The sequence below is a fragment of the Streptomyces sp. NPDC006512 genome, from assembly GCF_040611935.1.
In the GTDB taxonomy this organism is placed as follows: Bacteria; Actinomycetota; Actinomycetes; order Streptomycetales; family Streptomycetaceae; genus Streptomyces.
On record NZ_JBEXPG010000032.1, the window covers coordinates 1 to 24,269 of the forward strand.

20 protein-coding genes, 1 tRNA gene and 2 pseudogenes are annotated in these 24,269 nt (G+C 73.3%); 12 read left to right on the forward strand and 11 right to left on the reverse strand.

Annotation, left to right across the window (positions count from 1 at the left end; genetic code table 11):
• Positions 1-131: pseudogene (locus ABZZ17_RS22540) on the forward strand (IS5/IS1182 family transposase); the annotation flags it as partial.
• A gap of 103 nt (positions 132-234) precedes the next feature.
• Here ABZZ17_RS22540 and ABZZ17_RS22545 read toward each other — a convergent pair.
• From ABZZ17_RS22545 to ABZZ17_RS22585, 9 genes are all read right to left on the reverse strand, one after another.
• Complete coding sequence (locus ABZZ17_RS22545; protein WP_356878094.1) at positions 235-480, reverse strand: hypothetical protein; 246 nt, start codon at positions 478-480, stop codon at positions 235-237.
• Positions 481-618: 138 nt separating this feature from the next.
• Positions 619-1,152, reverse strand: a complete 534-nt coding sequence (locus tag ABZZ17_RS22550; protein WP_356878095.1) for a DoxX family protein — start codon at positions 1,150-1,152, stop codon at positions 619-621.
• A 273-nt stretch (positions 1,153-1,425) separates the two neighbouring features.
• A tRNA-Trp gene (locus ABZZ17_RS22555) sits at positions 1,426-1,500 on the reverse strand.
• A gap of 26 nt (positions 1,501-1,526) precedes the next feature.
• Positions 1,527-4,085: an acyl-CoA reductase gene (locus ABZZ17_RS22560; protein ID WP_356878096.1), complete on the reverse strand. Its 2,559-nt coding sequence runs from the start codon at positions 4,083-4,085 to the stop codon at positions 1,527-1,529.
• Positions 4,082-5,230: an acyl-protein synthase gene (locus tag ABZZ17_RS22565; protein WP_356878097.1), complete on the reverse strand. Its 1,149-nt coding sequence runs from the start codon at positions 5,228-5,230 to the stop codon at positions 4,082-4,084. Before ABZZ17_RS22565 ends, ABZZ17_RS22560 begins: the two co-directional genes overlap by 4 nt.
• Entirely contained in the window at positions 5,227-6,372 is a 1,146-nt protein-coding gene (locus tag ABZZ17_RS22570; RefSeq protein ID WP_356878098.1) for a GNAT family N-acetyltransferase, read from the reverse strand. Before ABZZ17_RS22570 ends, ABZZ17_RS22565 begins: the two co-directional genes overlap by 4 nt.
• Positions 6,369-7,736, reverse strand: a complete 1,368-nt coding sequence (locus ABZZ17_RS22575) for an MFS transporter (protein ID WP_356878099.1) — start codon at positions 7,734-7,736, stop codon at positions 6,369-6,371. The genes ABZZ17_RS22570 and ABZZ17_RS22575 overlap by 4 nt, the downstream gene beginning before the upstream one ends.
• Positions 7,733-9,016: a phenylacetate--CoA ligase family protein gene (locus ABZZ17_RS22580; protein WP_356878100.1), complete on the reverse strand. Its 1,284-nt coding sequence runs from the start codon at positions 9,014-9,016 to the stop codon at positions 7,733-7,735. Before ABZZ17_RS22580 ends, ABZZ17_RS22575 begins: the two co-directional genes overlap by 4 nt.
• A gap of 239 nt (positions 9,017-9,255) precedes the next feature.
• Positions 9,256-10,158 carry an AraC family transcriptional regulator gene (locus ABZZ17_RS22585; RefSeq protein ID WP_356878101.1) on the reverse strand — a complete coding sequence of 301 codons (903 nt, stop codon included), beginning with the start codon at positions 10,156-10,158 and terminating at the stop codon, positions 9,256-9,258.
• 176 nt (positions 10,159-10,334) lie between these two features.
• Here ABZZ17_RS22585 and ABZZ17_RS22590 point away from each other — a divergent pair, with 176 nt between their 5' ends.
• Positions 10,335-11,093 carry an SDR family oxidoreductase gene (locus ABZZ17_RS22590; RefSeq protein ID WP_356878102.1) on the forward strand — a complete coding sequence of 253 codons (759 nt, stop codon included), beginning with the start codon at positions 10,335-10,337 and terminating at the stop codon, positions 11,091-11,093.
• A gap of 55 nt (positions 11,094-11,148) precedes the next feature.
• Positions 11,149-11,724 (forward strand): MepB family protein, encoded by a 576-nt coding sequence (locus ABZZ17_RS22595; protein WP_356878103.1) that lies wholly within the window; start codon positions 11,149-11,151, stop codon positions 11,722-11,724.
• A 352-nt stretch (positions 11,725-12,076) separates the two neighbouring features.
• Here the strand turns inward: ABZZ17_RS22595 and ABZZ17_RS22600 are convergent.
• A pseudogene (locus ABZZ17_RS22600) lies at positions 12,077-12,797 on the reverse strand (helix-turn-helix domain-containing protein); the annotation flags it as partial.
• Positions 12,798-13,074: 277 nt separating this feature from the next.
• On the opposite strand from ABZZ17_RS22600, the gene ABZZ17_RS22605 reads away from it, so the two are divergent.
• The 5 genes from ABZZ17_RS22605 (at position 13,075) to ABZZ17_RS22625 (ending at position 18,838) form a co-directional block, all read left to right on the forward strand.
• Positions 13,075-14,595: a peptidoglycan DD-metalloendopeptidase family protein gene (locus tag ABZZ17_RS22605; RefSeq protein WP_356878104.1), complete on the forward strand. Its 1,521-nt coding sequence runs from the start codon at positions 13,075-13,077 to the stop codon at positions 14,593-14,595.
• Positions 14,596-14,990: 395 nt separating this feature from the next.
• Positions 14,991-15,788, forward strand: coding sequence for a serine/threonine protein kinase (locus ABZZ17_RS22610; RefSeq protein WP_356878105.1), 798 nt, complete (start codon positions 14,991-14,993; stop codon positions 15,786-15,788).
• 77 nt (positions 15,789-15,865) lie between these two features.
• The gene (locus ABZZ17_RS22615) at positions 15,866-17,275 is read left to right on the forward strand and encodes a serine/threonine-protein kinase (RefSeq protein ID WP_356878106.1); all 1,410 of its coding nucleotides are present in this window, start codon (positions 15,866-15,868) and stop codon (positions 17,273-17,275) included.
• Positions 17,276-17,349: 74 nt separating this feature from the next.
• Positions 17,350-18,378, forward strand: a complete 1,029-nt coding sequence (locus tag ABZZ17_RS22620; RefSeq protein WP_356878107.1) for an aminoglycoside phosphotransferase family protein — start codon at positions 17,350-17,352, stop codon at positions 18,376-18,378.
• A gap of 256 nt (positions 18,379-18,634) precedes the next feature.
• A complete protein-coding gene (locus ABZZ17_RS22625; RefSeq protein WP_328929665.1) occupies positions 18,635-18,838 on the forward strand; it encodes a cold-shock protein in 204 nt (67 codons plus the stop codon).
• 66 nt (positions 18,839-18,904) lie between these two features.
• Here the strand turns inward: ABZZ17_RS22625 and ABZZ17_RS22630 are convergent, their stop codons facing one another.
• Complete coding sequence (locus tag ABZZ17_RS22630) at positions 18,905-19,444, reverse strand: EF-hand domain-containing protein (protein WP_356878108.1); 540 nt, start codon at positions 19,442-19,444, stop codon at positions 18,905-18,907.
• Positions 19,445-19,853: 409 nt separating this feature from the next.
• Here ABZZ17_RS22630 and ABZZ17_RS22635 point away from each other — a divergent pair, with 409 nt between their 5' ends.
• The 4 genes from ABZZ17_RS22635 to ABZZ17_RS22650 all read left to right on the forward strand — a co-directional run bounded on the left by ABZZ17_RS22635 (position 19,854) and on the right by ABZZ17_RS22650 (position 24,198).
• Positions 19,854-20,900 carry a helix-turn-helix domain-containing protein gene (locus ABZZ17_RS22635; RefSeq protein WP_356878109.1) on the forward strand — a complete coding sequence of 349 codons (1,047 nt, stop codon included), beginning with the start codon at positions 19,854-19,856 and terminating at the stop codon, positions 20,898-20,900.
• Positions 20,901-21,214: 314 nt separating this feature from the next.
• Positions 21,215-21,961 carry a two-component system response regulator CseB gene (gene cseB / locus ABZZ17_RS22640; protein ID WP_356878110.1) on the forward strand — a complete coding sequence of 249 codons (747 nt, stop codon included), beginning with the start codon at positions 21,215-21,217 and terminating at the stop codon, positions 21,959-21,961.
• Between the two features lie 38 nt (positions 21,962-21,999).
• Positions 22,000-23,271, forward strand: a complete 1,272-nt coding sequence (locus ABZZ17_RS22645) for a HAMP domain-containing sensor histidine kinase (RefSeq protein WP_356878111.1) — start codon at positions 22,000-22,002, stop codon at positions 23,269-23,271.
• A 213-nt stretch (positions 23,272-23,484) separates the two neighbouring features.
• Positions 23,485-24,198, forward strand: coding sequence for an ABC transporter ATP-binding protein (locus tag ABZZ17_RS22650; protein ID WP_356878170.1), 714 nt, complete (start codon positions 23,485-23,487; stop codon positions 24,196-24,198).
• Positions 24,199-24,269: the final 71 nt, after the last annotated feature.

The following is a 24,269-nucleotide window of genomic DNA, read 5'->3' on the forward strand; positions in this document are numbered from 1 at the left end:
ACGTCGTCGAGCGCTGCTTCAACCGGCTGAAACAGTTCCGCGCGATCGCCACTCGCTACGACAAAACCCGCGAGTCCTACCAGGCAGCCGTCACCGTCGCATCCCTGTTCCTCTGGCTAAAGCCCCTTTGAAGACACTGCCTAGGCCGTGTCGTCACCGGACGCCGCCGGGCCCCCGACACACCGCAGGGGCAGCCGACGCCGTCGTCGACTGCCCCTGTCCTGCCGCTTGGCGTCAGAACGCGCCGAGGTGCGCGAACTTCGCGAACTCGCTCTCGCCTTCCTTCGCACAGGTCGAGGTGTAGGCGGGGCCGAACGCCGCCGGGACCGCAGCGGCGGACGAGCAGTTGGACGCGTAGCTCTTGTGCCCACCGGCGAAGCGGTCGAGCTCGACGCCGCCGTCGGCCAGGGCGGCGCCGGCGCCACCCAGCAGGATGCCCGCGGCCAGGACGGAGGCGGTGAGGGCGGAGCGCATACGCATGGTTTCTCCCAATGATCTCTGGACGACGCGCCAGGAAAGGTGCGCGTTCTGGCCGTTCAACGTGACGGTGAGGTCACGGGAAACGGCACGTCACTCCAATGGCCCGCCACGGTCCTGACGGCCCGTCCGCAGGTCCCGTCAGTCCCGCAGCAGCAGCACCAGGACCGCCAGTACGACCGCGAGGGCGAGGGCGAGGAAGCCGTGGACCAGCCGGTGGTCACGGAGCACCGGCAGGAACCGGTCCAGGGCGTAGCGGCCCGGGCCGGTGAGGGCGAGGGTGACGGCCGCGGCGATGATCAGGGACTCGAACTCGACGCCGGCCTGGCCGATCACGTCGCCGGCCCATTTGACGGAGATGGCGTTGATCATGACGCCGACGATGGCGGCGGCGGACAGCGGCGTGAGCAGGCCGAGGATCAGGCCGATGCCGCCGAGCGTCTCGGTCAGGCCCGCGATCGCCGCCATGGTCTCGCCCGCCGGATAGCCGGCCTTGCTGAAGAACATGCCCGTGCCCTTGATGCCCGGGCCGTCGAACCAGCGGAACAGCTTCTGGGTTCCGTGGACGGCCATGATGCAGCCGAGCACCAGGCGCAGCACGGGCAGGCCGACGTCGAAGGGGGTGGTGCTTCCGGTCGGGGTGCGGCGGGGGGCGGGGAAGGCGGTCGTGGCCATCGGGGCCCTTTCTGTGGGGGCGGAAGGAGGCGGGCGGCGTGCCCTCCGGTGGCGCCGGTCCTGCCCAGAGTGACGAAGAACGGGGCGAAATGCCCGGCACGCGGATGTGCGAGTCGGCCGCCCGGCCCCTTCGCCGGGCCGACCGCGACGGTTTCGCCCGCCCCCGGCTCACACCGACGGAGTAGCCCCCACAGACGGCGACGGCGACGGCCACTGCCACCGGTACGGCGGGGCGCAGCCCGCTCAGCGGGTCGGGGATTCGGGCAGGAAAGGCGGATCCGGCCGGATTCGAACCGGCGTCCTCGCGGTTTTGGAGACCGCGCGCGACGACCTCTGCGCTACGGACCCGCCCTCCCGGCCATCCTAGAGACTTCCTAGCCCCGCCTGTCCACCACCGTGAGGAGCTTGCCGCTGGTCGGGCTGCGGTCCAGGGACGCCCCGTCGACCGCCTCGACCGTCAGGTCCAGCAGTCCTTCCGCCACCGCCGAGCGGAGTTCCGGATAGCCGGCCAGGAAGACCTCCCGCAGCCGTTCCGGGTCCGTCCGCCCGGTCCGCTCCACCCGTACGGTCAGCCGCTCGCGTGCCGCCGCCCCGTCGAGCCGGATCTGCAACTCGCCTCCGTACCGGCCCGGTTCCTCGGCGAGGGCCAGGAAGCGGCGGTGGTTGAGGAAGTACGTCGCCACCCGCATCACGTCACCCGTGCGCCCCCTCAGTTCGAAGCGCGGCGCGTGCCGGCCGCAGGGGCAGCGGCCGGGGACCTCCCGGCCGAGGTCGCCTATCAGGTAGCGGCCCAGATGCTGGCCGCGCCGGGCGTGCGTGGTGAACACCAGCCGCCCCGTCTCGCCCGGCGCGACCGGCCGGTCCTCGGCCAGGTCCAGGATCTCCATCGTGTGGAGGTCGGCGTGCAGGTGGTGGACGCCGCCCGTGCTCTCGGCGCACTGGTAGCCCAACGGGCCGAGGTCGGTGCTGCCGTAGGTGATCGAGCGAACGGTCTCGATGCCGAACTTCGCCTTCAGCGTGCGCTGTTGCTCCGGCGTGAAGTGCTCGCCGCCGTAGAAGACCTTGCGCAGGCCGCCGTACGCGCGCAGCGCTTCCTCCTCCGCGTGCAGCAACTGCCACAGGTAGGACGGCATGCCGAAGAGGGTGTCGGCCCCGAGGTCGATGACGGCGCGGGCCGTGGCCCGGTGGTCGGGCCCCGCGGAGAGCGGCAGCTGGACCCCGCCGAGGCGCTCCAGTACCGAGAAGAAGCTGATGAAGCTGCCGTACATGGCTCCGCAGTAGAAGAGGTTGGCCGTGCGGTCCGAGGACGGGTCGTGGCCGGCGGCGAGCAGGCCGCGCGCGGCGGCGTGCATCTGGGTGTCGTAGTCGTCGTAACTGAACACCGACAGCGCGGGCGCGCCGGTGCTGCCGCCGCTGTGGAAGTACAGCTCGGCATCCGCCCGCGCCAGCTCCCGCGCCGGCTGCTGTACGTCCTCCTTGCCGCGCAGCGGGCCCGTGGGCCGCGGCAGGACGACGGGCCGGGCCAGGTCGTCCAGGCAGGCGGTCGTGGCGAAGCGGGCCGGGTCGGCCCGGACCGCGACGCGGCGGCTGTAGCGCTGGAGGGCGTAGACGCCGTCGTGCGGCTCGCCCGCGTAGCTCTCCAGCATGGAGCCGACCGGCGTGACCCGGGTGACGCCCGCGGCCAGCGCGGTGCGGGACAGCTCGGCGATGTCCGTCCGGCTGCCCGCGATGCCCGCCGTCTGGAGGTAGCGGCGCATCGGGCGCAGGGTGGCGATCATCCGCTCGCGGGGCAGCGGTTTGACCCACACGCTGCGGTGCAGCGGCGACGCCGTGAGCGGGGAGCGGGTGTCGGCCATGACCCGCCACGAGCCGTCGGCCGCCGCGAACACCCGGGTCAGACCAAGGTGTTCCTCCAGCCGGGCCATCAGCTCCGTGGTGGTCAGCTCGGCGTCCTCGGCGGGATCCGGTGCGCCCGCCGCGGCGGGGGCGACGGCCGGCGGCCGGGCCCCGAGGACCACGGCGAACCGCTCGGCGAACGCGAACACCTCCTTCTCGTCCCCGGTGTCGAGGTACACCACCTGGGGGCTGGAACAGGCCTGCTGCTCGTGCAGGCACACGTCGGCCGCGAGGGCGTCGAGCGTGCGGGTGTCCGTCCAGGCGTCGCGCGTCAGGTACGCGAAGGAGATCCGGTGCCCCCACTCCACCAGCCGGCAGCCGGCCGGCACATGGGGGGCCACCCCCGCGACGGCTCCTTCCCCGCCCCACACGGCGACGGCGTCCGCGGGCGCGCACATGAGGCGCAGCCACTCCTGCCGGGAGGAGGGGAAGCGCAGGACGACGGTCCGGGCGGCCAGCGCCCCACTGGGGTCCAGGGCCGCGAGCTCGGCCATCAGGTGCTGCGTCAGGAGCGTGTCGTCGCCGCTGGTCTTGAGCACGTTGACGTTCCCGGCGAGCAGGCCCTCGACGATGCTCAGCGGTGCGACCGTCGCGGCGTTGCCCGGGGCGACGTGTGCGACCAGGCCGACGGGCGCCCACGCCTCGTAGACCGTCTCGCGCGGATCGGCCCGGTTCAGCCGGCCCGGCGCCGCGTCGCCCAGTTCGCGGCGCAGTTTGCGGGTCAGCTCCCGCCGGCCGAGGAGCCCGCCGAGCTCGGTCAGGACGGCCGGGTCCTCCCCTTCGGGCAGGTGCGCGGCGAGCCGGGCGCGCACCGGGTGCGCCGGGTCGCGCAGGGCGGTGGCGAGGGCGTCGCAGGCGGCCAGGACGGTCTCGGTCTCCAACTCCGCCGTCAGCGCGGCCTCGACCGCGGCCGGGAGGCCGGCGAGACGACGCCCGGCCTCCTCGTCGCCGATGAAGGCGCCCTGCCAGAAGTGGTGCGCGCCGGGGGCGCCGTCGCCGGTCCGCCCGTCGGCGGCCTTGGTCTCCGTCACGGTCACGCCATGCCCTTCATCAGTTCCGCTGCGGCCACCGCGCAGCTGCGGTTGCGGCTCACCCCGGCACGGCCGTGCACGGTGAACCAGGGGGTTTCCAGCTCGCACCCGCAGGCGTCTCCCGGCTGGAGGGAGGCGAGGTCGCCCATGACGACGCTCTGCGCCGGCACGGAGGTGATGTACGGCGACACGAGGTGCAGGTAGCCCCGCTCCCCGTACGGCAGGGGTTCGAGGGTGCGGGTGGAGCGGATCGTCACCCGGGACCACACGGGTGCGTGCAGCCGGTGGTGGTCGCATTCGATGTACGGGATGCAGTGCTCCACCGACCCGAAGGTGTCCCGGATCCGCTCGCCCGGGATGCCGAGCTGCTCGGTGACGCGCGCGTACAGCTCCTCCTTGCCGATGCGCCGGTCGGCGTGCCCCTTCCAGCCGCCGCCGAGGACCACGAGGGAGCCCTCGGGCAGGCGCAGCGGTGGCAGCCCCATGGCCCGCATCCGCTCCAGGGTGAAGAACAGGAAGGCCGGGAAGCCGAGGATGCGGACCGGGGCGTCCTCCCGCTCGAAGCGCCGCAGGGCTGCGATGCAGCCGAAGGGGTCGAACTCGTGGTCGCCGCCGGTGTTGCGCAGCGCGTACGCGACGCTGCGCGCGGGGGCGAAGTCGCACAGGTAGTTGTCGGTGAAGGCGGTCCCCAGGTTCAGCGAGGGGGCCGGCTCGTAGCTGTACAGGAGGTAGTTGACCTCCTGGTCCGGGGTGATCCAGCCGTTGCGTTCGAAGATCCGGGCGACCATGCGCTGGGCGGAGCGGATCGTCCAGTGGTCGAAGAACATCTGCGACTTCTGGCCGGTGGTTCCGGAGGAGGTCAGATGCAGTTCGACGTCCTCGCGGGGGATGGAGAGCACCTCGTGCCGCTTGAAGAAGTTCGCGTGGACGAGCGGGGTGCGGTACGGCTCCGCCGAGGGAGTGGCCTCGTACAGGGAGCGGAAGAACGGGGAGCGTTCGGTGTGCCAGGCGTTGGTCTCCGCCATGGCGGCGGCGAACAGTTCGTCCGCCGCGGGACCGTGGGCGTAGGGGTCGGTCAGGTCGCACAGACGTTGTACGTGGGGCAGGAGGGCCGGGTCGGGTACGGCGACCGGCGCGAGATGGGGGTTCATGGGGCAACCTCGGATGATGTGGGCAGGTGTGCCGACGCCCAGGCCGACACGTAGCAGTCCAGATAGGGCTGGAGGGGCGGTTCGACGGCGACGCCGCGGAAGTCGATGCGCTCGCTGGAGCGGGACAGGACGGCGTAGTCGTGGAAGCCCTCGCCGTCCGCGCGCATCGCCGGGTAGAGCGCCCCGGCGACGAACCCCTGGGCCAGGAAGGAGGAGAGGGCCTCGTGGTGCGCGAGCGGTACGAGGGCCTCGACGTAGCCCGCTCCCGCGCGGGCCAGGGCCCGGGTGACGGGTTCGAGGTACCCGGCCGCGGCGGCCGGGTCCGGGTGGGCGGTCAGCAGGGAGCAGTACCCGCCGGCGCGGTTGAGGTAGGCGTAGACCTCGAACCGGCCGTCCTCGGGGGTGAGCAGCACGTTCGGGGTGTGCAGCGGGTAGAACCAGCCCTCGGCGCCGGGGAACCGCTCGCGGAAGCGGCGCCGTACGAAGGCCGGTGCCTCTATCATCTCCAGCCGTTCGGCGGCTCCGCGGGCTGCGGGCGCCGGGGGCGGCGCGGAGGTGGCGCGGACCCCGGGGTAGCGGATGCCGAGCGCGGACTCGGTGGTGCGCAGCAACGGCAGCAGCGGGGCGGGCACTTCGGTGACGGGGATGCGGCGGTCGAGCACTCCGGCGGAGTGACGCGCGTAGAGCGCGAGGCTTTCGCGGCTGCGGAGATCCACCGCGTTGGGCAGGATGCCCAGCGGGCGGAACCCGTTGCGGGCCACGACGCGCTGGGGGCCGGCGCTGACGGTGCGTACGGTCGCGTACACCGAGTCCAGCCGCCCCGTGTCCAGCATCCCGGCGCACAGCGCCTCGGTGAGGGCGGCGGCGAGGCCCGCCGAGCGGTGCCCGGGGTGTACGGCGATGCCCTCCAGGCGGCCGATGCGGCTGCCCTCCTCGCCGTGCACGGCCGCGGACGCGGTCAGCGCCCCGGAGTCAGCGCAGCGGGCGACGAGCCACAAGGAGTGCGGGTCCGCCATCAGGCGGGCCATCTCGGCCGGGTCGGTGCCGAGGGCCACGGGGTAGTGCGGTCCGTAGACGGCGTAGTAGAGCTGGCGCAGTTCGGCGATGTCCGCGCCGGTGGCCGGGGCGATCACGGGGCTCACCGCTCGCCTCCCGCTGCGGCTGCGGTGGGCGGTGGGGGCGTTCCCGGGCCGAGCAGGGCCAGCGCGCAGACGGCGGGGACCAGGCCGGCGCCCTGCACGAGGCACAGAGTCCGCGGCGAGAGGAGGTCGCCGGCCGCGCCGAACAGCAGGGACGCGACCGGCAGCGAGGCACCCAGTACGGCCTGCATGACGGCGAAGAAGCCGGGCTTGTCGGCGGCGGGCACCAGCCGCTGGAAGAGGGCCACGAACCGGACGCTGACGGCCCCGGCGCACCAGCCGGCCACGGCGAGGCAGCCCGCGACGACGGGACGGTGTGCGACCAGCCCGGGCAGCGCCAGGGCGACGGCCATCAGCCCCAGGCAGCAGGCGCCCGCGACCGTGGGCCGTCCCGGTACGAGGGTTCCGGTGAAGGCGCCGATGAGCGCGCCGGCGCCGAGGGAGGCCTCCAGCAGGGCCACGGTGCCGCCACCGCCGTGGAGCACCGAGCGGGTGTAGAGGGGGATGACGACGAACACGGCGGTGGTGAAGAGGTTCGCCGCGGTGAAGCAGATCAGGATCCGCCGCACGTAGGGGAGTTCGCCGAGGATGCGGCGCAGGGTGCGCCGCTCGGGCGTGGGTGCGGTCGCCGGGTCGGGTGCGGTGCTCGCGGTGCGGAAACGGGCGCTCGTGATGAGCAGGGCGGCGCCGAGGTAGGCGGCGGCGCAGCCGGCGGCCAGGCCGGCCACACCGGCCCGGTCGACGGTCAGGGCGCCGAGCAGCGCTCCGCCGAGGCCGGCGAGGGACTGGGTGGACAGTTCGAAGCCGGTGGCCGTCTCGATGTCGGCGTCGTCGACGAGTTCGGGCACCGAGGTGGTCAGGCAGGGGTCGAAGAACGCCTGGCAGGTGGCCAGGGCGAGGGCGGCGGCGTACACGGCCGCGAGGGGCGGGCCGCCGCCGTGCGCCCACAGCGCGAGGGCGGCGGAGGCGGCCCCGGCCAGTGCGGCGGCGGTCCGCAGCACCGAACGGTGCGCGAACCGGGCGACGGCCGCGGCCACGACGGGCGCCAGTGCCACGGCGGGCAGGGTGCACGCGGCCATGAACAGACCGGAGGCCAGTCCGGGCGCGTCGCGGACCGCGCGGGAGACGATCCACCAGGACACGCCGACCTGGAACATGCGGACGGCGGCCTGGGCCAGGACCTGGCCGAGCCACACGGCGCCGAAGGCGCGGTTGCGCAGGACCAGCGGGGCGCGCCGGACGCCGGTCGCCCCTTCGGTTCCGGGCTCGGCGTGGGCCCCGCCTTCGGGGTGGATCCCGGCTTCCGGGCGGGCCTCGGCTTCGGGCCCGGTCCCGGTCGGGTTCGCTGTCGGGGAGGGGGCGCTCACGCCGTCGGCCTCTCGTCGAGGACCCGGACGAGCTTGCCCGAGCGCGGGTTGACGGCGAGGTCGCGGTGGCGCGCCCACTCCACGGACAGCGGGTGCACGAAACCGGCGCGCACGCTGTCCGGATACAACGGGCGTGCGGTCTCCAGCTCCGTGACGACGGCCCTGGCCAGCGCCGCCCGGCCGGCCGCGGCCTCGCCCGGGGCGCTGTCGCCGGGGGCCGTCGCCAGCCGCAGGACGAGCCCGTCGCGGCCCTCCCAGCGGCGGACCACGAGCTGTACGCCGACCACGCGCCCGGCGGTGTCCGCCGTGGCCACGGCGTCCTGGGCGTCCTGGGTGTACAGGGACACGGGTCCCACCCGTACGCCTTCCTCGGCGCGGCCGAGGATCCGGAAGTGCCCGGGCCCGGTGCCGGTCCATTCGGCCCGGTCCCCGGCCGGATAGCGGATGACCGGCATGAGGCGGCGGAACAGGCTGGTGACGACCACCCGGCCGGGCCGCCCCGGTTCGGTGATCGGCTCGTCGGTGGTGTCGTCGAGGATCTCGACGACCGCGTACGGGGTGAACGCCCGGTGCACCCGGGCGTCCTCGCCGGGTACGGGGCGGCCGAGGAGCCCGGCGTCGACACTGGCGTACCCGACGGAACGGGCCTCGGCCCGGGGGAACGCGGCCGCCAGCAGGCGCCGTTGGTCGTCGAAGAGGGCTTCGCCGCCGAAGAGGAGCAGTTCCACCGCGTCGAGCCGGGCCCCGGACGAGATCACCTGTTCGGCGAGCCGGCACAGGGTGGTGGGCGTACCGGTCAGCACCTGGGCGGCGAGGTCCCGCAGGGTGGGGATCGTGGACTCCAGCGGAGCGCCGCCGCCGATGGGCAGGCGCACGTTGTCCACGGGTGCGTGGGCCAGGGAGTCGAGGACGAAGAGGAAGCTCGCGTACAGCTCCCCGGCGTAGAAGAGGTCGGCGACGCGGTGGCCGGGTCGCAGACCGGTGTCGACGAGGCCCTGGCCGAAGGAGGTGACGAACGTGCGCCACTCGTCGCGGGTGTACACGGAGAACTTGGGGGACCCGGTGGTGCCGCCGGTCTTGTAGACCGTGGCCTCGCTGAGCGGGCCGGTCAGCACGCGGTTGTCGTGGAGGGTGTTGGCCGCCCAGAACTCCTTCTGGTCGACCACCGGCAGGTCGGTGAGGCGGTCGGTGAGGGGCGGGAGGGACGCGTAGAGGTCCCGGTAGAACGGTGAGTTGTGACGGGCGAAACGTATGAGGTCCGAGAGTTGCAGGGCGGACATGGGCCTTTGCCTAGGTGACGGGAGCGGGACGGGAGCCACGACGGTGCGCACGGCGGAAGTGGGAACTCGCCTGCGGGACCGGCCGGTTGAACGGGGGACCCCCCGGCGCCCCCGCCTCCTCGACGCACGTCGAGAACTGACGTGCGGTCACAATGATGAAACATCACCGCTCGTGCCACCAAATTGACCAAAGACTTCCGGCCAATGTGTCTTTAGCGGTCAGTTTCTTCTGTGCGCGCTCAGGGCAGGGGTACCGGGGCGCCGACCGTCGCGCCCGGGAGGCGGGCGGCGTCCTGGCTGGGCGGCGCGCCGAAGAGGCGCCGGTACTCGCGGCTGAACTGGGACGGACTGTCGTAGCCCACGCGGTATCCGACGCCCGCGACGTCCTTGGGGTGCGCGGCCAGCAGGAGCCGGGCCTCCTGGAGCCGGATCCGCTTCTGGAACTGGATCGGGCTCATGGCCGTGACGGCCTGGAAGTTGCGGTAGAAGGCGGACGGGCTCATGCCGATGAGCTGCGCCAGCTCCTCTACCCGGAAGGACGTCGCGTGGTTCTCGCGGATCCACTTCACCGCCCGGGAGACGTGGGCCAGGTTGCTGTCGGCGAGACCGAGCTGGCGGACGGTCGCGCCCTGGTCACCGGTGATCAGCCGCCAGAGGATCTCCCGCTTGACGAGCGGCGCGAGCACCTCCCTGTCGCGCGGCTGGTCGAGCAGGCGCAGCAGCCTCACCACCGCGTCGAGGAGCGGTGCGGAGGCGTCGCTCACGGCGATGCCGAGGGGTGCGTCGGCGTGGCGCGGGACGGCTCCCGCCGGGGCCTGCAACAGCAGCTCGGCGATCGCGGACGACCGCAACGTCAGGCCGAAGCCCAGCGCGGGCCGCTCCGGGCTCGCCTCGGTGAAGTGGCCCGTCACGGGGAGGTCCACCGAGGCGACGAGGTACTGCCCGGCGCGGTACTCGTACACGCGCGGGCCGAGCGCCAGCCGTTTCGCGCCCTGCGCGATCAGCGCCATCACCGTGCCCGTCATCGACGCCGAGGGGTCCCCGGGCTCCTCGACGCGGGAGATCAGCACGTCGTCGACGGCGGTGGTCAGCTCCGGGCCGGCGTGCCGGGCCAGGAGGGAGCGGAGCTCATCCAGGGGCATGTCCCGATGGAAGCACCAGGGGGTGACCGAGTCCAGCGCAGGGTCCGGGAAAAAGTAGGATCGTGCAAGCACGCAGGAGCATCGTTCTTTCGATCGCGCAGGTCATGGTGGTTCGATGAAGGAGTCGAGATTCCCCAGTGGCGCCGCCGGCGCCACTCATGTGCAGGAGGAACATCATGAAGGTAGCGATCATCACCGGTGGCAGCTCCGGCATCGGACAGGGCGCGGCGATCGAGGTCGCGAAGCGGGGCGTGGGCGTGATCCTCACCTACAGCAGCAACCGGCAGGGCGCCCTGGACACCGTCGCGGCGATCGAGGAGGAGGGCGGCACGGCGGTCGCACTGCCGCTGGACGTCGGTCGGAGCGCCGGCTTCCCGGCCTTCCGCGAGGCGGTGGCCGGCGCGCTCCGCGACACCTGGCGGCGCGACACCTTCGACCACCTGGTCAACAACGCCGGATTCGCGCAGATGTCGATGTTCCAGGACACGACCGAGGAACTCTTCGACGCGCTGTCACGCGTCCTGCTCAAGGGGCCGTACTTCCTCACCCAGACGCTGCTGCCCCTGATGGAGGACGGCGGGGCGATCGTGAACACGAGCAGCAACTCCGCACTCTCCTCGGGCATGACGGAGGGCTTCTCAGCGTACGCGACCATGAAGGGCGGCCTGAACGTACTGACCCGCTACATGGCCAAGGAGTTCAGCGGGCGCGGCATCCGGGTCAACGCCGTCTCGCCCGGATCCACCCGCACCCGGCTCGGCGACGACGCCTTCGAGCGGTTCCCGGAGGTGATCCCGGAGCTCGCGGCGAAGACCGCGCTCGGCCGGGTGGGCGAACCCGAGGACATCGGCATGGTCATCGCCTCCCTGCTCTCCGAGGAAGGCCGCTGGATCACCGCGCAGAACATCGAGGTGTCCGGCGGCTACAACCTCTAGGCCGGACCCCGGGCCGGTGGCCGGGCCGCGCACGTGCTCGTGACAGGGTGAACGGATGACGACGCGCGGCGAACACCCATCCCGTCCCCGACCGAACGCACGGACACCGTGGCCGGACACCACCGGGACCCACCCCGATCTCCTCGCGGCGAAGGAACTCGTCTACGACCCCTGCGGGTTCACGTGCTCGCAGCCGGTCCCCGAAGCCGAGAGCGCGGAGTACGCGGCCCACACGTTCACCCTGGACGGCCTCGCCATCCGGTTCCGCGCGGCCAGGACGACGCCCACCAAGGTCGGCCAGTTCGTCACCGTGTGGAAGAGGAACCCGGGCGGCCCCATCCAGCCCTTCGACGCCGCGGATCCCGTCGACCTGTTCGTCATCAGCTGCCGGGACGCCCACCACTTCGGCCAGTTCGTCATTCCGATGCACGCCCTCCGTCGGCACGGAGTCGTATCCGAGGGCGGTTCCGGCGGGAAACGAGCCTTCCGCGTCTACCCGCCCTGGGTGACCACCACCAACCGCCAGGCCCGGAGCGCACAGGCGTGGCAACTGGACCACTTCCTGGACCTGCGCCCGGACAGCCCCCTCGACTCCGCCCGAGCCGAAAGGCTGTACCACCCCTCGGCATGACGGTGTCTAGTGCTCTGACCACATCGGTTCGCCGGGTTCAGGCAGGTGGACACGGGCTCGCGCTGGCGACGGTGCCAGTCCACCAGTCCGGTTGATTGGGTTCGTGCCAAAGGACCTCAAGCTGTCGGCGGGTGAGTTCCTCGGCCTTGTGCAGGAGGGCCGCCTGCGCGATATCCGGCTCGGAAGAGGAGGGAGGATCAGCGAGTGCGCCGTCGGCAACGCCGGCCGGTCCGGTGAAATAGACGGCGTACCGCCACCTGTCCGGGGTTCGGTACAGGACCAGGGTTGCTGGTGTCCCGAGGGTGCGCCAGAACGGCTGTCGCTTGTTTGTCATGTCGGCACGGTACTGCTCCTGGCCGCCCCATCTGATCGCCTTCTCACTGCGGATGCGGGCCCGCTCCTTCCGCTGGGCGGCGAGGACGTCGGGGTGGCGGGCGTTCTTGTTGCGCCAGCGCAGGTAGGCGTGCAGGGCCCGGGTCTGCACGGTGTGGTTGCGGTGGTGGGAGTTGGCGACGGTGAACTGTCGCAGCGGCCCGAAGTGGGCCTCGATGGGGTTGGCCCAGGACGCGTAGGTCGGGGCTTGGCGTCGCGCTCGGGGTCGGGCGACTCCTTCCACGTCTTGGTTCGCTGGAAGGTGATGCCGCGGCGGCAAGTAGGGACCGTAACGCCTCGCGGCCGATCCGGAATACGCGGCCGTGGACTTTCCGCAGGTAGGCGGCGAGTTTGCGGATGGACCAGCGGGTGGAGGGCTGGCCGAGCTTGGTCGGGCGGGTGATGGCCGTCCCGACGAAGTCCTCGTCGTCAGGACTGAGAAGGCGGGGACGGCCTCCCGCCCAGCGAGGGTCCAAGCAGGCCAGGCCGATCTCGTTGAACCGGTGGATCACGTCGCGGACGGTGTCCTCGTCGGCGTGCACCAGTTGGGCGATCACCGGTACCCGGTTCCCGCCGGCCGAAGCCGGCAGCATTATCGCGCGCCGGTAGCGCACCGAACTGGTGCTGCCCCGGCGCACGATCTGCTGCAGCTTCCGCCCCTCCTGGTCGGTCCACCTGCGCACACGGACAGGCTCAGCCACCACACCCCCAACGAGCGGACGAACATCACCGCACATCCAACCGCCCCGACCACCCACCCGGCCAACCTATGTGGCCACGGCACTAGCGGACCGGGCGGGTGGTGTCAGTCCGGAAGGTTCCGGGTGCTGCCGGGGAGGGGGCTCCGCTAGGTTCCGGACCGGTGGTCGGACGGATCCGTCGGACCCCGTGCCCGGCCGGTGCCGTACGCACGCCCCCCGCGGGCGGGCGCGGCGGGCGACCCCGTTGGTTCGTCATGCTCCCGACCAGGAGGCCGCGTTGACCGCGCACCGCCCGATCCGCCGCGCCCTGCACGTCGTCCTCACGGCGACGGCCGCCCTGCTGCCGGCGCTGGTGCTGGCGCCGGCGACGCCCGCCGCCGCCCGGCCGGCCGGCTTCCCCGGCTCGTGCCCGACGTCCGGCTCCGTGACCCAGTACCACGGTGGTGACCACGACGGCATCGACATCGCCGCCGACCACGGCACCCCCATCCACGCCGTCGGCGACGGCGAGGTGATCAACTCGGGGCCGGCCGACGGATACGGGCAGTGGATCCGCATCCTGCACGCCGACGGCACCGTGACCGAGTACGGGCACATGTACCACCGGGACGTCTCCGTGGGCGACCGCGTGGTGGCCGGACAGCGGATCGCCCTGATGGGCAGCGAGGGTCAGTCCAGCGGCCCCCACCTGCACCTGCGGGTGCGGCCCGACACGTCCATGAACCACGGCATCGACCCCGTCCCCTACCTCGAAGAACGCGGTGTGCGACTGCCCTGCACCCCCGGGACCACCCCCCAGCCGGTGCCGCTGACCTACCCGGCGGAATCGGGGCGGGTGGTGTCGGCCCGGTCGGCGGACGGTCGGTTGGAGGTGTTCGTGGCGGGTGGGGACGGGGTGTATCACGCGTGGCAGTTGGGGGTGAATGCGGGTTGGTCGGCGTGGGAGGCGTTGGGGGGTCCGGCTGGTGCGGAGTTGGGGATCGCGGCGAACGGGGACGGGCGGTTGGAGCTGTTCGCGGTGAACGGGGAGGTGTTGCAGCACCGGTATCAGCTGGCGGCTTCGGGGGGCTGGTCGGGGTGGGAGCCGTTCGGTGGGGGCGGGCGGGATCTCGCGGTGGGGGCGAACGGGGACGGCCGGCTGGAGGTGTTCGCTTCGGGACCGGTGGGGGTGTTCCACCGGTATCAGACGGTGGTGAACGGCGGCTGGTCGGTGTGGGAGGCGACGGGCGGGGGTCCGGTGGCGGGCCGGCTGGAGATGGAGAAGTCCGCTGACGGCCGGTTGGTGGTGTTCGCGCTGAACGGCGAGGTGTTCCGGCACCAGTACCAGACGGCGGTCAACGGTGGCTGGTCGCAGTGGGAGGAGTTCGGTGGGGGCGGTCGTGATCTGACGGTGGACCACAACGCGGACGGGCGGCTGGAGGTGTTCGCCTCCGGACCGGTCGGGGTGTTCCACAAGTACCAGACGGGGCCGTCGAGTTGGTCCGGCTGGGAGGCGGCCGGCGGACCGGCGGACTCTCAACTGGCGAGTGACCGCACCCCGGACGGGCGGGTCGAGGTGTTCGCCATCAACGGGAGCACCGCGATGCACGCTTGGCAGACCGGGGCGAACGGACCCTACGCGCAGTGGGCGCCCTTCGGAGACGGCGGTACCGAGATCGCGGCCGCGACCAATGCCGACGGCCGCATCGAGGTGTTCGGAGCCGGCGCCGCGGGCGTCTTCCACAAGTGGCAGACCGGCGCCTCCACGTGGTCGGAATGGGCGTGGGTCGGCGACACCTCCGGCCCCGCCGTCAACTGACATCCCGCCCGCGGCCGTTCCTCGCGCCCGGTCGCACCGCTCCGCTCCGGCCTTCTCACCGTGTGACGCCCCGGGGCGCGGGGACCCCCCGGTCCGGGGCCCTGCCCTGCGGCTCGCTCCCGTCGGGCCGACGGCGCCGAGTTCCGGCCAGGCAAGGTCACAGGGCCGTCAACGGCCCCCGCACGGCCGCCGCGTGAGCCCGTAACGGCTGCCGCACGGCCACCCTCCCCGCGTACCGGACGGACCATTCGCCCCGGATTCGACGCCTTGCCCGGCGCACCGGCGGGCCAGGAAGTGGCCGATGCCGCGCGGTGAACTTCCGTGTGCGGGCGGTAGCGTTCGGTGTGTATGACAACTGTCGACGCGCGGGACCGGGGACGGGGACAGGGGGAGCGGTGAGCGGCGTAGTCGTCCATCTGCCGCAGGGGAGCGGAGGCGCCGCCGACGGGGAGCCGTACGGCGGGGCGGTGACCCTCAGGCTCGGCCCGGGAGAACGGGCCCGCTTCGGGCGCGGCTCGTCGACGAGGCCGGTCGAGCTCCGGCTCGCCGACGCCGCGATCTCACGGCTCGCCGGTGAGATCCGGGTGACCGACGACCACTGGCAGCTGAGCAACCACAGCACCACCCACAGCTACCTGGTGGAGAACCCGGAGGGGGCCGGGGAATACCTGCGGGTGCCGCCCCGGCGCGCCGGGGCGCCCATCCCCTTCGAGTTCTCCCGCGTGGTGCTGCCCACGCGCCGCGACACCACCGTCTCCTTCCAGGTGTTCGCGCCGGACCACGTCTACCTGGACCCGCCGGGCACCGGCGGGCCGTGGGAGAGCCGTACGGTCACGGCGTACTCCCTCGACGAGACGGCCACGTACTTCCTGGTGCTCGTGGCCCTGTGCGAACCCTGGCTGCGCGACCAGTCACCGGTCGCCGTACCGACCACCCCCCAGGTGGTGGAGCGGCTCCGGGGCCACACCGCCTACGCCAGGCTGACGCCGCGCGCGGTCAGTTCACACATCGACTACCTCGCCGAGGAGAAGCTGCGGACCGGCGCCCCCCGGAGTGCCGAGACGGCCAGGGGGGACCGCCGGAACGGGAAGCGCGAGGCCGTGGTCGGCCTCGCGCTGCGGTTCGGCATCGTACGGGAGGAGCACCTCGCGCTGCTGCCGCCCCGGACCGAGCCGGCCGCGCGGGGACGGTAGGGGCTGTGGCACCGGTACGGGGCCCGGGCGCCTCGTGGGGAAGCGAACGGACGGAACTCCTTCCCCCGGGGCACCGGGTGGGGCAATGGGAGGTCACCGGGCCGATCGGGGCCGGAGGCTGGGCCACCGTGTACGCCGGACGGCCCGCCGCCGACGGCCCGGACGGCCCGGACGGCCGGAACCCGACGGACCGGCGGCCCGGCCGGGACGGTGACCGGCAGCCGGGCGAGGTCGCCCTCAAGGTCATGCCGACCGCCGGGCTCGCTCCCCGCCAGGCCCGGGGCGTCGCCGAAGCCGCCCGCCGGGAGGTCGACCTCGCCCGCCGCACGGGGCATCCCCGGCTCGTCCGGCTGCTGGACTCGGTGGTCCTCTGCGCACCCGACCACCCCGCCCTCGACGGGGCGATCGTCCTCGTCATGGAACGGGCCAGGTGCAGCCTGCGCGACCTGATCGACGCCGGGGTGACCGAGGCCGAGGGCGGCCGGCTGATCGCCGGCGTCTGCGAGGGACTGGCCCACCTGCACCGCGCGGGCTGGGTGCACTCCGACCTCAAACCCGAGAACGTCCTCATCGGCGCCGACGGCTCCGTCAAACTCGCGGACTTCGGCCTCGCCACCGAACTGACCGGCACGCACGGCCACGGACCCCCGATGGGCACCCTGGGCTACCTCCCGCCCGAGCGCTGGCGGGCCCCGCTCGGCGAACTCGGCGTACAGGTCCGGCCGAGCGCCGACGTCTGGGCCCTCGGCATCGTCATCCACGAGGTGTTCGCCTCCGGAGCCTCACCCTTCCCCGGGGCCACTGCGGCCGCGCGCGGCGCCGCGGTGCAGGAGTACGCCGAGGGGCGGGCTCCGTTACGGATGGACACCGCGGTGCCGGAGTTCTGGCGCGCGCTGGCCGCCGACTGCCTGGCCCCCACCCACACCGCCCGCGCCGCGCACACGGCCGACAGCCTCCTGCGGCGGATCGGCGCCGAGGGGTCGGGAAGGCCGCGGACCGCGCCCCGGCGCCCCCCGGTCCGCGGATGGCGCCGCACCCGGGCCGCTCTCCTCGCCGTCACGGTGTGCGGCGCGGCGGGCGCGGCGCTCTGGTCGTACTCCGGACGGGCCGCCCCGGCCGCACCCCCGGCCGGGACCGGTGAACCACCCGTTCGGGTAAGGGTGTTCAATGCCGAGCGCGGATGCCAGGAACGGGCGGACCGGGACCCGCAGTGCAGTCTCGGCCTGGCGATCGACCCGATGCGGCCCTACGCCGCCGAGAACGTCGTACCGACCCGGGTGTGGCACGGTGACGTCCTCGACGCCGAATGCCAGATGCCCGGCGGTCAGGCCGTCATCGACGAGGAGGACCTCCAGTCCACCGGCTGGTTCCGCGTACGGCTTCCCCAGCCGGGCGCCGCCCGGGCCACGGCCTGGCTGCCGGCCGTCCGGACGAAGGACCGGCCGGAACTCCCGAGGTGCCCGCACCGCACCACGGCGGCCCGCTGACCTCCGCCGCCGGGCCCGGACGGGGCCCGCCCGCCCCCGTACCGCATGGCGGAGGCCCGTGGGAGCATGAACCCGTGTGGTCACGAATGCCGTTCGGGGACGGGCTGCGGGCCGAGCTGGGGCCACCCGGGCGCTCGCGCCGACTGGGCAGCAGCCCGCGCTCGCGGGTGTGGCGCGTGGAGCTGCCGCGGACGACGGCGGTGGTGAAGCAGATCGTCGACGGCCCGGACGCCGACGGGCGCTACGCCCGGGAAGTGACCGCCCTGCGGCTCGCCGCACGGGTGCGGCCCCCCGTGGTGCCCGCGCTGCTGGCCGCCGATCCCGGCGAGCGGGTGCTCGTGCTGGAGCACCTGGACCACCGGCGCCCGGCCGGGGACTGGACCGTCGGCTACGCGGCCGCGCTGGCCCGCCTGCACGCCGCCGCAGGCCCGCAGGACGCGGGGGCACTGCCCCGGTGGAAGGGCCCGGACCGGGGCGACGTCCACTCCTTCCTCGCACTGGCCGAAGCCCTCCGGGTCCCCGTCGCGCCCGGCGTCGCCGGTGAACTCGACGACCTCGTGGAGCGGCTCGGCCAGGCATCCGGCCACGCCCTCCTCCACGGGGACCCCTGCCCCGGGAACGACCTCCACACCCCCGAGGGCATCAGGTTCGTCGACTTCGAGCAGGCGTCCCTGGGCAGCGGCGTGATGGAGCTGGCCTACCTGCGCATCGGGTTCCCCACCTGCTGGTGTGTCACGGCGGCGTCCGAGCCGCTGCTGGAACGGGCGGAGCGCGCCTACCGGACCGCGTGGCGCGACGCCACCGGGGCCGAGCTGCGGGACGGCCTCGCCGACGCGTGCACCGGCTGGCTGCTCCGGGGCGACGCGCTGGTCGAGCGGGCCCGCCGGGAAAGCACCGACCACCTGGCCCGGATCCCGCACCGGGACTGGAAGTGGGGTACGGCGACGGCGCGGCAGCGGCTCCTCCACCGCCTCGGGGCCGTCAGCCGGATCACCGCCGGTCACACCCCTCTCGCCGGAGTGAGCGGCCTGACCGCCGGCATGCGCCGGCAGGTACTCGTCCGGTGGCCCGCACTTCGGTCAGTACCGACAAAACGGCCGTAGTGACCGCCCGGCACGACGATCTTGATCCCCGACTGGTCCCCGACGGATCTCGGTCAAGATCCCCGAGTTCGGAATCAGTGTTCGTTGCTCTCTGGTGATAGGCGGTTCCGGCGTGTAGCTTCAGCTCAGCTGTCGTGGTTCGCAGTACCTGCCCGCGCCCTGGCGTGGGCGTTTTGCTGTGCAGTGCATGCCGGACCAGGGCGATCACCTCCGGGTCCGCGCGGTGCGGATCCGACATCGACTGAGAGGCATGACCATGGCCAGCGGGACCGTGAAGTGGTTCAACTCCGAAAAGGGCTTCGGCTTCATCGCGCAGGACGGCGGCGGACCTGACGTCTTCGCCCACTACTCCAACATCAACTCCACCGGGTACCGCGAGCTCCAGGAAGGCCAGGCCGTGACCTTCGACATCACGCAGGGCCAGAAGGGCCCGCAGGCGGAGAACATCACCGCCGCCTGACCCGTGCAGCCGTAGTCACCCGCCCCGGAGCCCCACGGCCCCGGGGCGGGTGACTGCTCTGACTCCCTAGGCGGAGAACCGCCCGCAGAGCCAGTTGCCCGGTTCCGCGGGATCGTCACTGGTCCAGAACTGGTGCCACAGCAGCGCGAATTCCTCGCGGCTGAGGTGGCCGTCGCCGTTCAGGTCGAGCAGTTCGAAGACGCCCGTCATGTCCACGGGCCGGCCGTTCCAGGTCTCGACGAGCCTGCGGTGTTCCTCGGGGGAGATCCGGCCGTCACCGTTGGAGTCCACGGCGTCGAAGACGGTGTCCGCGGTCGCGGTCACCTCCGCGGCCATGGCGGGCAGCCTGTCGACGAGGGAGAGCAGTTCGCCCATGTCGACCGCACCGTCACCGTTGGCGTCACCGGCCTCCAGCAGGGCGGCCCACCAGCCCATCAGCAGTACCTCCACCCGCGCGCGGAGCTCGGTCCCGGGCCCCACCCCCGGCAGGCGGCTCCAGCGGGCCACGAGCGCGGTGAAGTCCTCCTCGCGCAGGTAGCCGTCGCCGTCCGCGTCGAACGCGGCGAACATCCCCGTGAGCTTGCGCTCCTGAAACACGCTGGCCATGAGCGGCCTCCCTCGACGCCGAACCGAACCGAACCGTGAACCGCCGCCGGCCGCCCCGCGAGGTGGCGGACAGCGCGTAACTATAGGTCGGAGCGCGCTCACCGCCCCACGGGCACATGCGCGCGAAGCGTCACCCGCAGCCCGGCGTTCGCCGGCGCCCGACGGCCGTTCGCGCGGGTTCCACGACGGGGACGTGCTCACGAAGACGACCGCAGGCCGCAGTTGACGTCACCCGCCCCGGCCCGTTCCACGTGGGGGAAGCGGTGACCCTCGTCGAGGGCGAGGACGTGCTTGAGGGCTTGCCCGCCCAAACCCCGCCCCCGTCATGGGCGTTGGATCCGCCGTTCGTCGGGGAAGAGCCCCGGATCGCGCGCCGGCCGGCGCCGCACGGCGTCGGTACCCTCTGGGCATGGAGGCATTGGCCGAACGGTTGTCGCACCTGGACCCGCACGTCGAAGGCGCGATCCGCGTCGTCGCGTTCTACGACACGCTGATGCGCCGGCGGGTGGACGTGCCGGCGCTGGCCCGGTCCTCGGCGGGGCTGGCCGAATGCGTGGCCGGCATCCGGCTGCACGGCACGGGCCGGGTGATCCGCGTGTCGCCCGACGGCGGGGAAACCGCCGGCCCGCGGCCACCCGCGTCCAGCACCACACCGGTCACCCTCGACGAGGAAGAGATCGGCACGGTGTGGCTGGAGCGCACCGGGCCGCCCCATCCGCTCGACGAAGTGCTGCTGGAGCGGCTCGCCCTCGCCACCGCGGCCGTCGTCGAGCGGTACGGTCCGACCCGTACCACCATGGCCGACCCCGCCCTCGTCGAGCTGGCGGTCAGCTCCGACGGCGACGAGGCGTCCAGAGCCCGGGCGCTGCGGCTCCTGGGGTTTCCCGCCGGGCAGCCGGTCCGCGTCGTCGCCGTCCGGTCGCGGCTGCCGCTCGACCGGATCGGCGGTCTGCTCTGCCCGGCCCGCCCGGTGAAGGCGGCCTCCCTCACCGACGTGGGCGTCATCCTGGCCACCACCGTCGACCGGGACCGGTTCCCGGCGGGCGTCAGGGCGGGCATCGGCGTCGCCGACGCCCCCGACCGGTCGTGGCGGGAAGCCCGCACGGCCCTGCGCTTCACCACCTCACGCCGGCCGGTCGTCCGCTACGACGACCTGGGAGCGCTGGCGCTGCTGGCCGTGGTCCCCCCGGACGCCGTGCGGGAGAACACCGACGTGGCCGCGATCGGCCGGATCGCCGACAGCCCGGAGGACCTGGAGACCCTGGACGCCTACTGCGCCACCGGCTCCCTCCGCCGGGCCGCCGCCCGGCTCCACCTGCACCACAGCAGCGTCGCCCGCCGGCTGGAACAGATCGGAAGGACCCTGGGCATCGAACTCACCGATCCCACCGGCCTGATGCGGGTCAGGCTCGCCCTCACCGCGTGGCGGCTCCTCGACGACACACCGGTGCCGTGACCCGGGCGGACCTCTCCGGTCACGGAACCGGGTTTGTATCGGTCGGGTATCAGGGAGCGCTTCGTTGGCCATCGGTGGTTCCGGGCCCCACGGCCCGGAGCACCCGGAACCGGCGGCCGTACGAGCCCTGTCGTACGGGCTGACCTGGGCTCGAACGGGCGGAAGGGGCCGTGCGGGGCTTCGGGCGGGCCCGCCGCGAGGTGGCCGACGTGCCCGGTGTCTGTCATATCGTTCCTTTCGGGCCCCGCCGCGCGTGACCGTACGGGACCCCCGCCCGGCCGCCGCCCGAACCACCGACCAGGAGTCATCCGCCCGTGTCCTCGTCCGCCCCCGCTCCGGCCCCTCCGCGCCCCGTTCGCGTGCTGCTGGTGGAGGACGACGCCCTGATGCGCCGGTCTTTCACCGTCGCCCTGGAGCGCTACGGCTACCGGATGGAGACCGCCGCCGACGGGCTGACGGGGCTCGAACTCTTCCGCGACGAGAGCTTCGACCTGCTGATCCTCGACGTGATGCTGCCCGGCCTCGACGGGATCGGCCTCTGCCGCAGGGTCCGGGAGACCAGCCTGGTGCCCGTGCTGATGATGTCCGCCCGCGGCGACGGGCTCGACGTCGTCGCGGGGCTGGAGGCTGGGGCGGACGACTACGTGGTCAAGCCCGTGGACACGTACGTGCTCGTGGCCCGCATCCGCTCGCTCCTGCGGCGGGCGACCTACGCCCCCGCACCCGAGCCCGTACCCGGAACTCCGGGGGACGGCGCGCCGTCGCGGCCCGAGGGGGAACCGCTGGTCTTCGGGGACCTGACCATCGACACCGGCGGCCTGGAAGTACGCGTCGCCGGCAGCCCGGTGGCACTGACCCCGACCGAGCTGAAGCTCCTGCTGGAGTTCGCCGCCCACCCGGGCATCGTGCTGGAGCGGCACACCCTCCTGCGCAACGTGTGGGACTACGGCTGGGACGGCGACAGCCGGGTCGTGGACCTGTGCGTGCAGCGGCTGCGCGGCAAGCTCGGCCGCGACCGGATCGAGACGGTCCGCGGCTTCGGCTACAAGCTCAGGCGCTGAGGCCGGTGCGCCGTCTCCGCCGGCCGAGGCCGGACCGCGTGCCCCTGCGCTGGAAGATCGCCGCACTGGCCGCGGCCACGGCCTGCCTGGTCGCGGCGGCCGTGGGCGTACTGGTCCACCTGTGGACCGCCCAGGACATCCACAGCCGGGCCGAAGCACGCGCCGTCAACACGCTGTACTCGGCCATGGACGTCTACCGGCGCACCGGAACCCTCGCCGATGGTGCCGAACTCGATCCTCCCGGCCTGCCCGCCACCCTGGACCGTCCGTCCGACGGCGACCGGCACACGGCCCGCGACGCCCGCGTCGACGGAAACGTGGGCCCGAGCGTCTGGGCCGCCCAGCGGACCGACGGCCCGGGCAGCCGGGTGCTGGCCGTCCAGATCAACATGAGCTCCGAGCTATACGACCTGCGACGCCTCGACGTGATCATGGCGGTCGCCTCGCTCGTCGCCCTCGCCGCCGCCACGCCCCTCGCGGTCTACGGAGCCGGGCTGCTCGCCCGCCGCCTGCGGCAGGTCTCCGAGACCGCGGACCGGATCTCCGCCGGTGACCTGGACGCCCGGACCGGTCCCACCAAGGGCCGCGACGAGGTGGCCGACATCGCCGCCACCGTCGACCTCATGGCCGACAGCCTCAGCCGCAGGCTCCGCACCGAACGCCAGTTCACCGCGGACGTGGCCCACGAGCTGCGCACCCCCGTCGGCGGCCTGCTGATCGCCGCCGACCTGCTGCCGCCCGGAGAGACGGAGGACCTGCTCCGGGCCCGGGTGCGGGACCTGCGCGCCCTCGTCGAGGACCTGCTGGAGATCTCCCGGCTGGACGCCGGCGCCGAACAGCCCGTACGCGCCCGCGTCCCGCTCGGCGCGGTCGTCGCCGAGGCCGTGGCCCACACCGGCCTCGACACCGAGACCACCGTCACTGTCACCGACGCCGACCCCAACGCCGACGCCCGGCTCGCCGGGACCGGGCCCGCAGGGACCGGGGAGACCGTGGAGACCGATCCGCGCCGCCTCGAACGCATCGTCGGCAACCTCGTCGTCAACGCCCACCGGCACGGGCACACCCCGGTGGTGGTCACCGTCGAGGGCCGTACGGTCGTCGTCCGCGACCACGGCCCCGGCTTCCCCCGGGAACTGCTGCTCGACGGCCCCCGCCGCTTCCACACGGGCGCGAAGGAACGCGGTACGGGCCACGGCCTGGGCCTGACCATCGCCCTGGGCCAGGCCAGGGTCCTCGGCGCCGAGCTGCGCCTGGACAACGCCCCGGACGGGGGAGCGGTGGCCATCCTGCGCCTGCCCGCGACCTGACCCGGGAGCCCGCTACAGAACCGCTACACGGCGGAGCGGCGGCCGATACACGGTGGCCCCGGTCCCGATACGTCCCCCGGACACCCTTCGAAGTGCACCTCCACGCGTCTCCACGCGCCGTCCGCACCCGAAGAGGAGTCCTCCGTGACCGCCGACCCCCTTGCCCCGCACACGCCGTACGCGCCGACCGGGGCCGCGGCCGCCACCACCGACCTGTCGAAGGTCTACGGCAGCGGCGACACCCGCGTGGTCGCCCTGGACCGCGTCAGCATCTCCTTCCGGGAGGGCGAGTTCACCGCGATCATGGGCCCCTCCGGCTGCGGCAAGTCCACGCTGATGCACTGCGCCGCCGGCCTCGACTCGATCAGTTCCGGCTCCGTCCGCATCGGCACCACCGAACTGAGCACGCTGAACGACCGGCAGCTCACCCAGCTGCGCCGCGACCGCATCGGCTTCGTCTTCCAGGCGTTCAACCTGCTGCCGACGCTGACCGCGCTGGAGAACATCACCCTGCCGCTGACCATCGCCGGGCGACGGCCCGACCGGGCGTGGCTGGACCGCGTCGTGTCCATGGTCGGTCTCTCACAGCGCCTGGGCCACCGGCCCGGACAGCTGTCGGGCGGGCAGCAGCAGCGCGTGGCGGTGGCCCGCGCCCTGGTGTCCCGCCCCGCGATCGTCTTCGGTGACGAGCCGACCGGGAACCTCGACTCCCGCGCCGGCGCGGAGGTCCTCGGCTTCCTGCGCGACTCGGTGCGCGAGCTCGGCCAGACCGTCGTCATGGTGACCCACGACCCCGTGGCCGCCGGCTACGCGGACCGCGTGGTCTTCCTCTCCGACGGCCGGCTGGTCGACGAGATGGACCGGCCCACCCCGGACCGGGTCCTGGACCGGATGAAGGCGTTCGACACCCGCTCCCGCACGAGCTGACCGCCGCTCAGCCCTTCCGGCGACGCCCCCGCCCCTTCCCGGGACGCCCCGGCTCCTCCCGCGGCGCCCCT

Bases quoted from the DNA above. Each gene is read 5' to 3' on its own strand.
- ABZZ17_RS22635 (WP_356878109.1), top strand. From the start codon at position 19,854: ATGGAGGCATTGGCCGAACGGTTGTCGCACCTGGACCCGCACGTCGAA.
- ABZZ17_RS22550 (WP_356878095.1), bottom strand. From the start codon at position 1,152: ATGGCCACGACCGCCTTCCCCGCCCCCCGCCGCACCCCGACCGGAAGC.
- ABZZ17_RS22545 (WP_356878094.1), bottom strand. From the start codon at position 480: ATGCGTATGCGCTCCGCCCTCACCGCCTCCGTCCTGGCCGCGGGCATC.
- ABZZ17_RS22580 (WP_356878100.1), bottom strand. From the start codon at position 9,016: ATGTCCGCCCTGCAACTCTCGGACCTCATACGTTTCGCCCGTCACAAC.
- ABZZ17_RS22595 (WP_356878103.1), top strand. From the start codon at position 11,149: ATGACGACGCGCGGCGAACACCCATCCCGTCCCCGACCGAACGCACGG.
- ABZZ17_RS22565 (WP_356878097.1), bottom strand. From the start codon at position 5,230: ATGAACCCCCATCTCGCGCCGGTCGCCGTACCCGACCCGGCCCTCCTG.
- ABZZ17_RS22585 (WP_356878101.1), bottom strand. From the start codon at position 10,158: ATGCCCCTGGATGAGCTCCGCTCCCTCCTGGCCCGGCACGCCGGCCCG.
- ABZZ17_RS22590 (WP_356878102.1), top strand. From the start codon at position 10,335: ATGAAGGTAGCGATCATCACCGGTGGCAGCTCCGGCATCGGACAGGGC.
- ABZZ17_RS22625 (WP_328929665.1), top strand. From the start codon at position 18,635: ATGGCCAGCGGGACCGTGAAGTGGTTCAACTCCGAAAAGGGCTTCGGC.
- ABZZ17_RS22630 (WP_356878108.1), bottom strand. From the start codon at position 19,444: ATGGCCAGCGTGTTTCAGGAGCGCAAGCTCACGGGGATGTTCGCCGCG.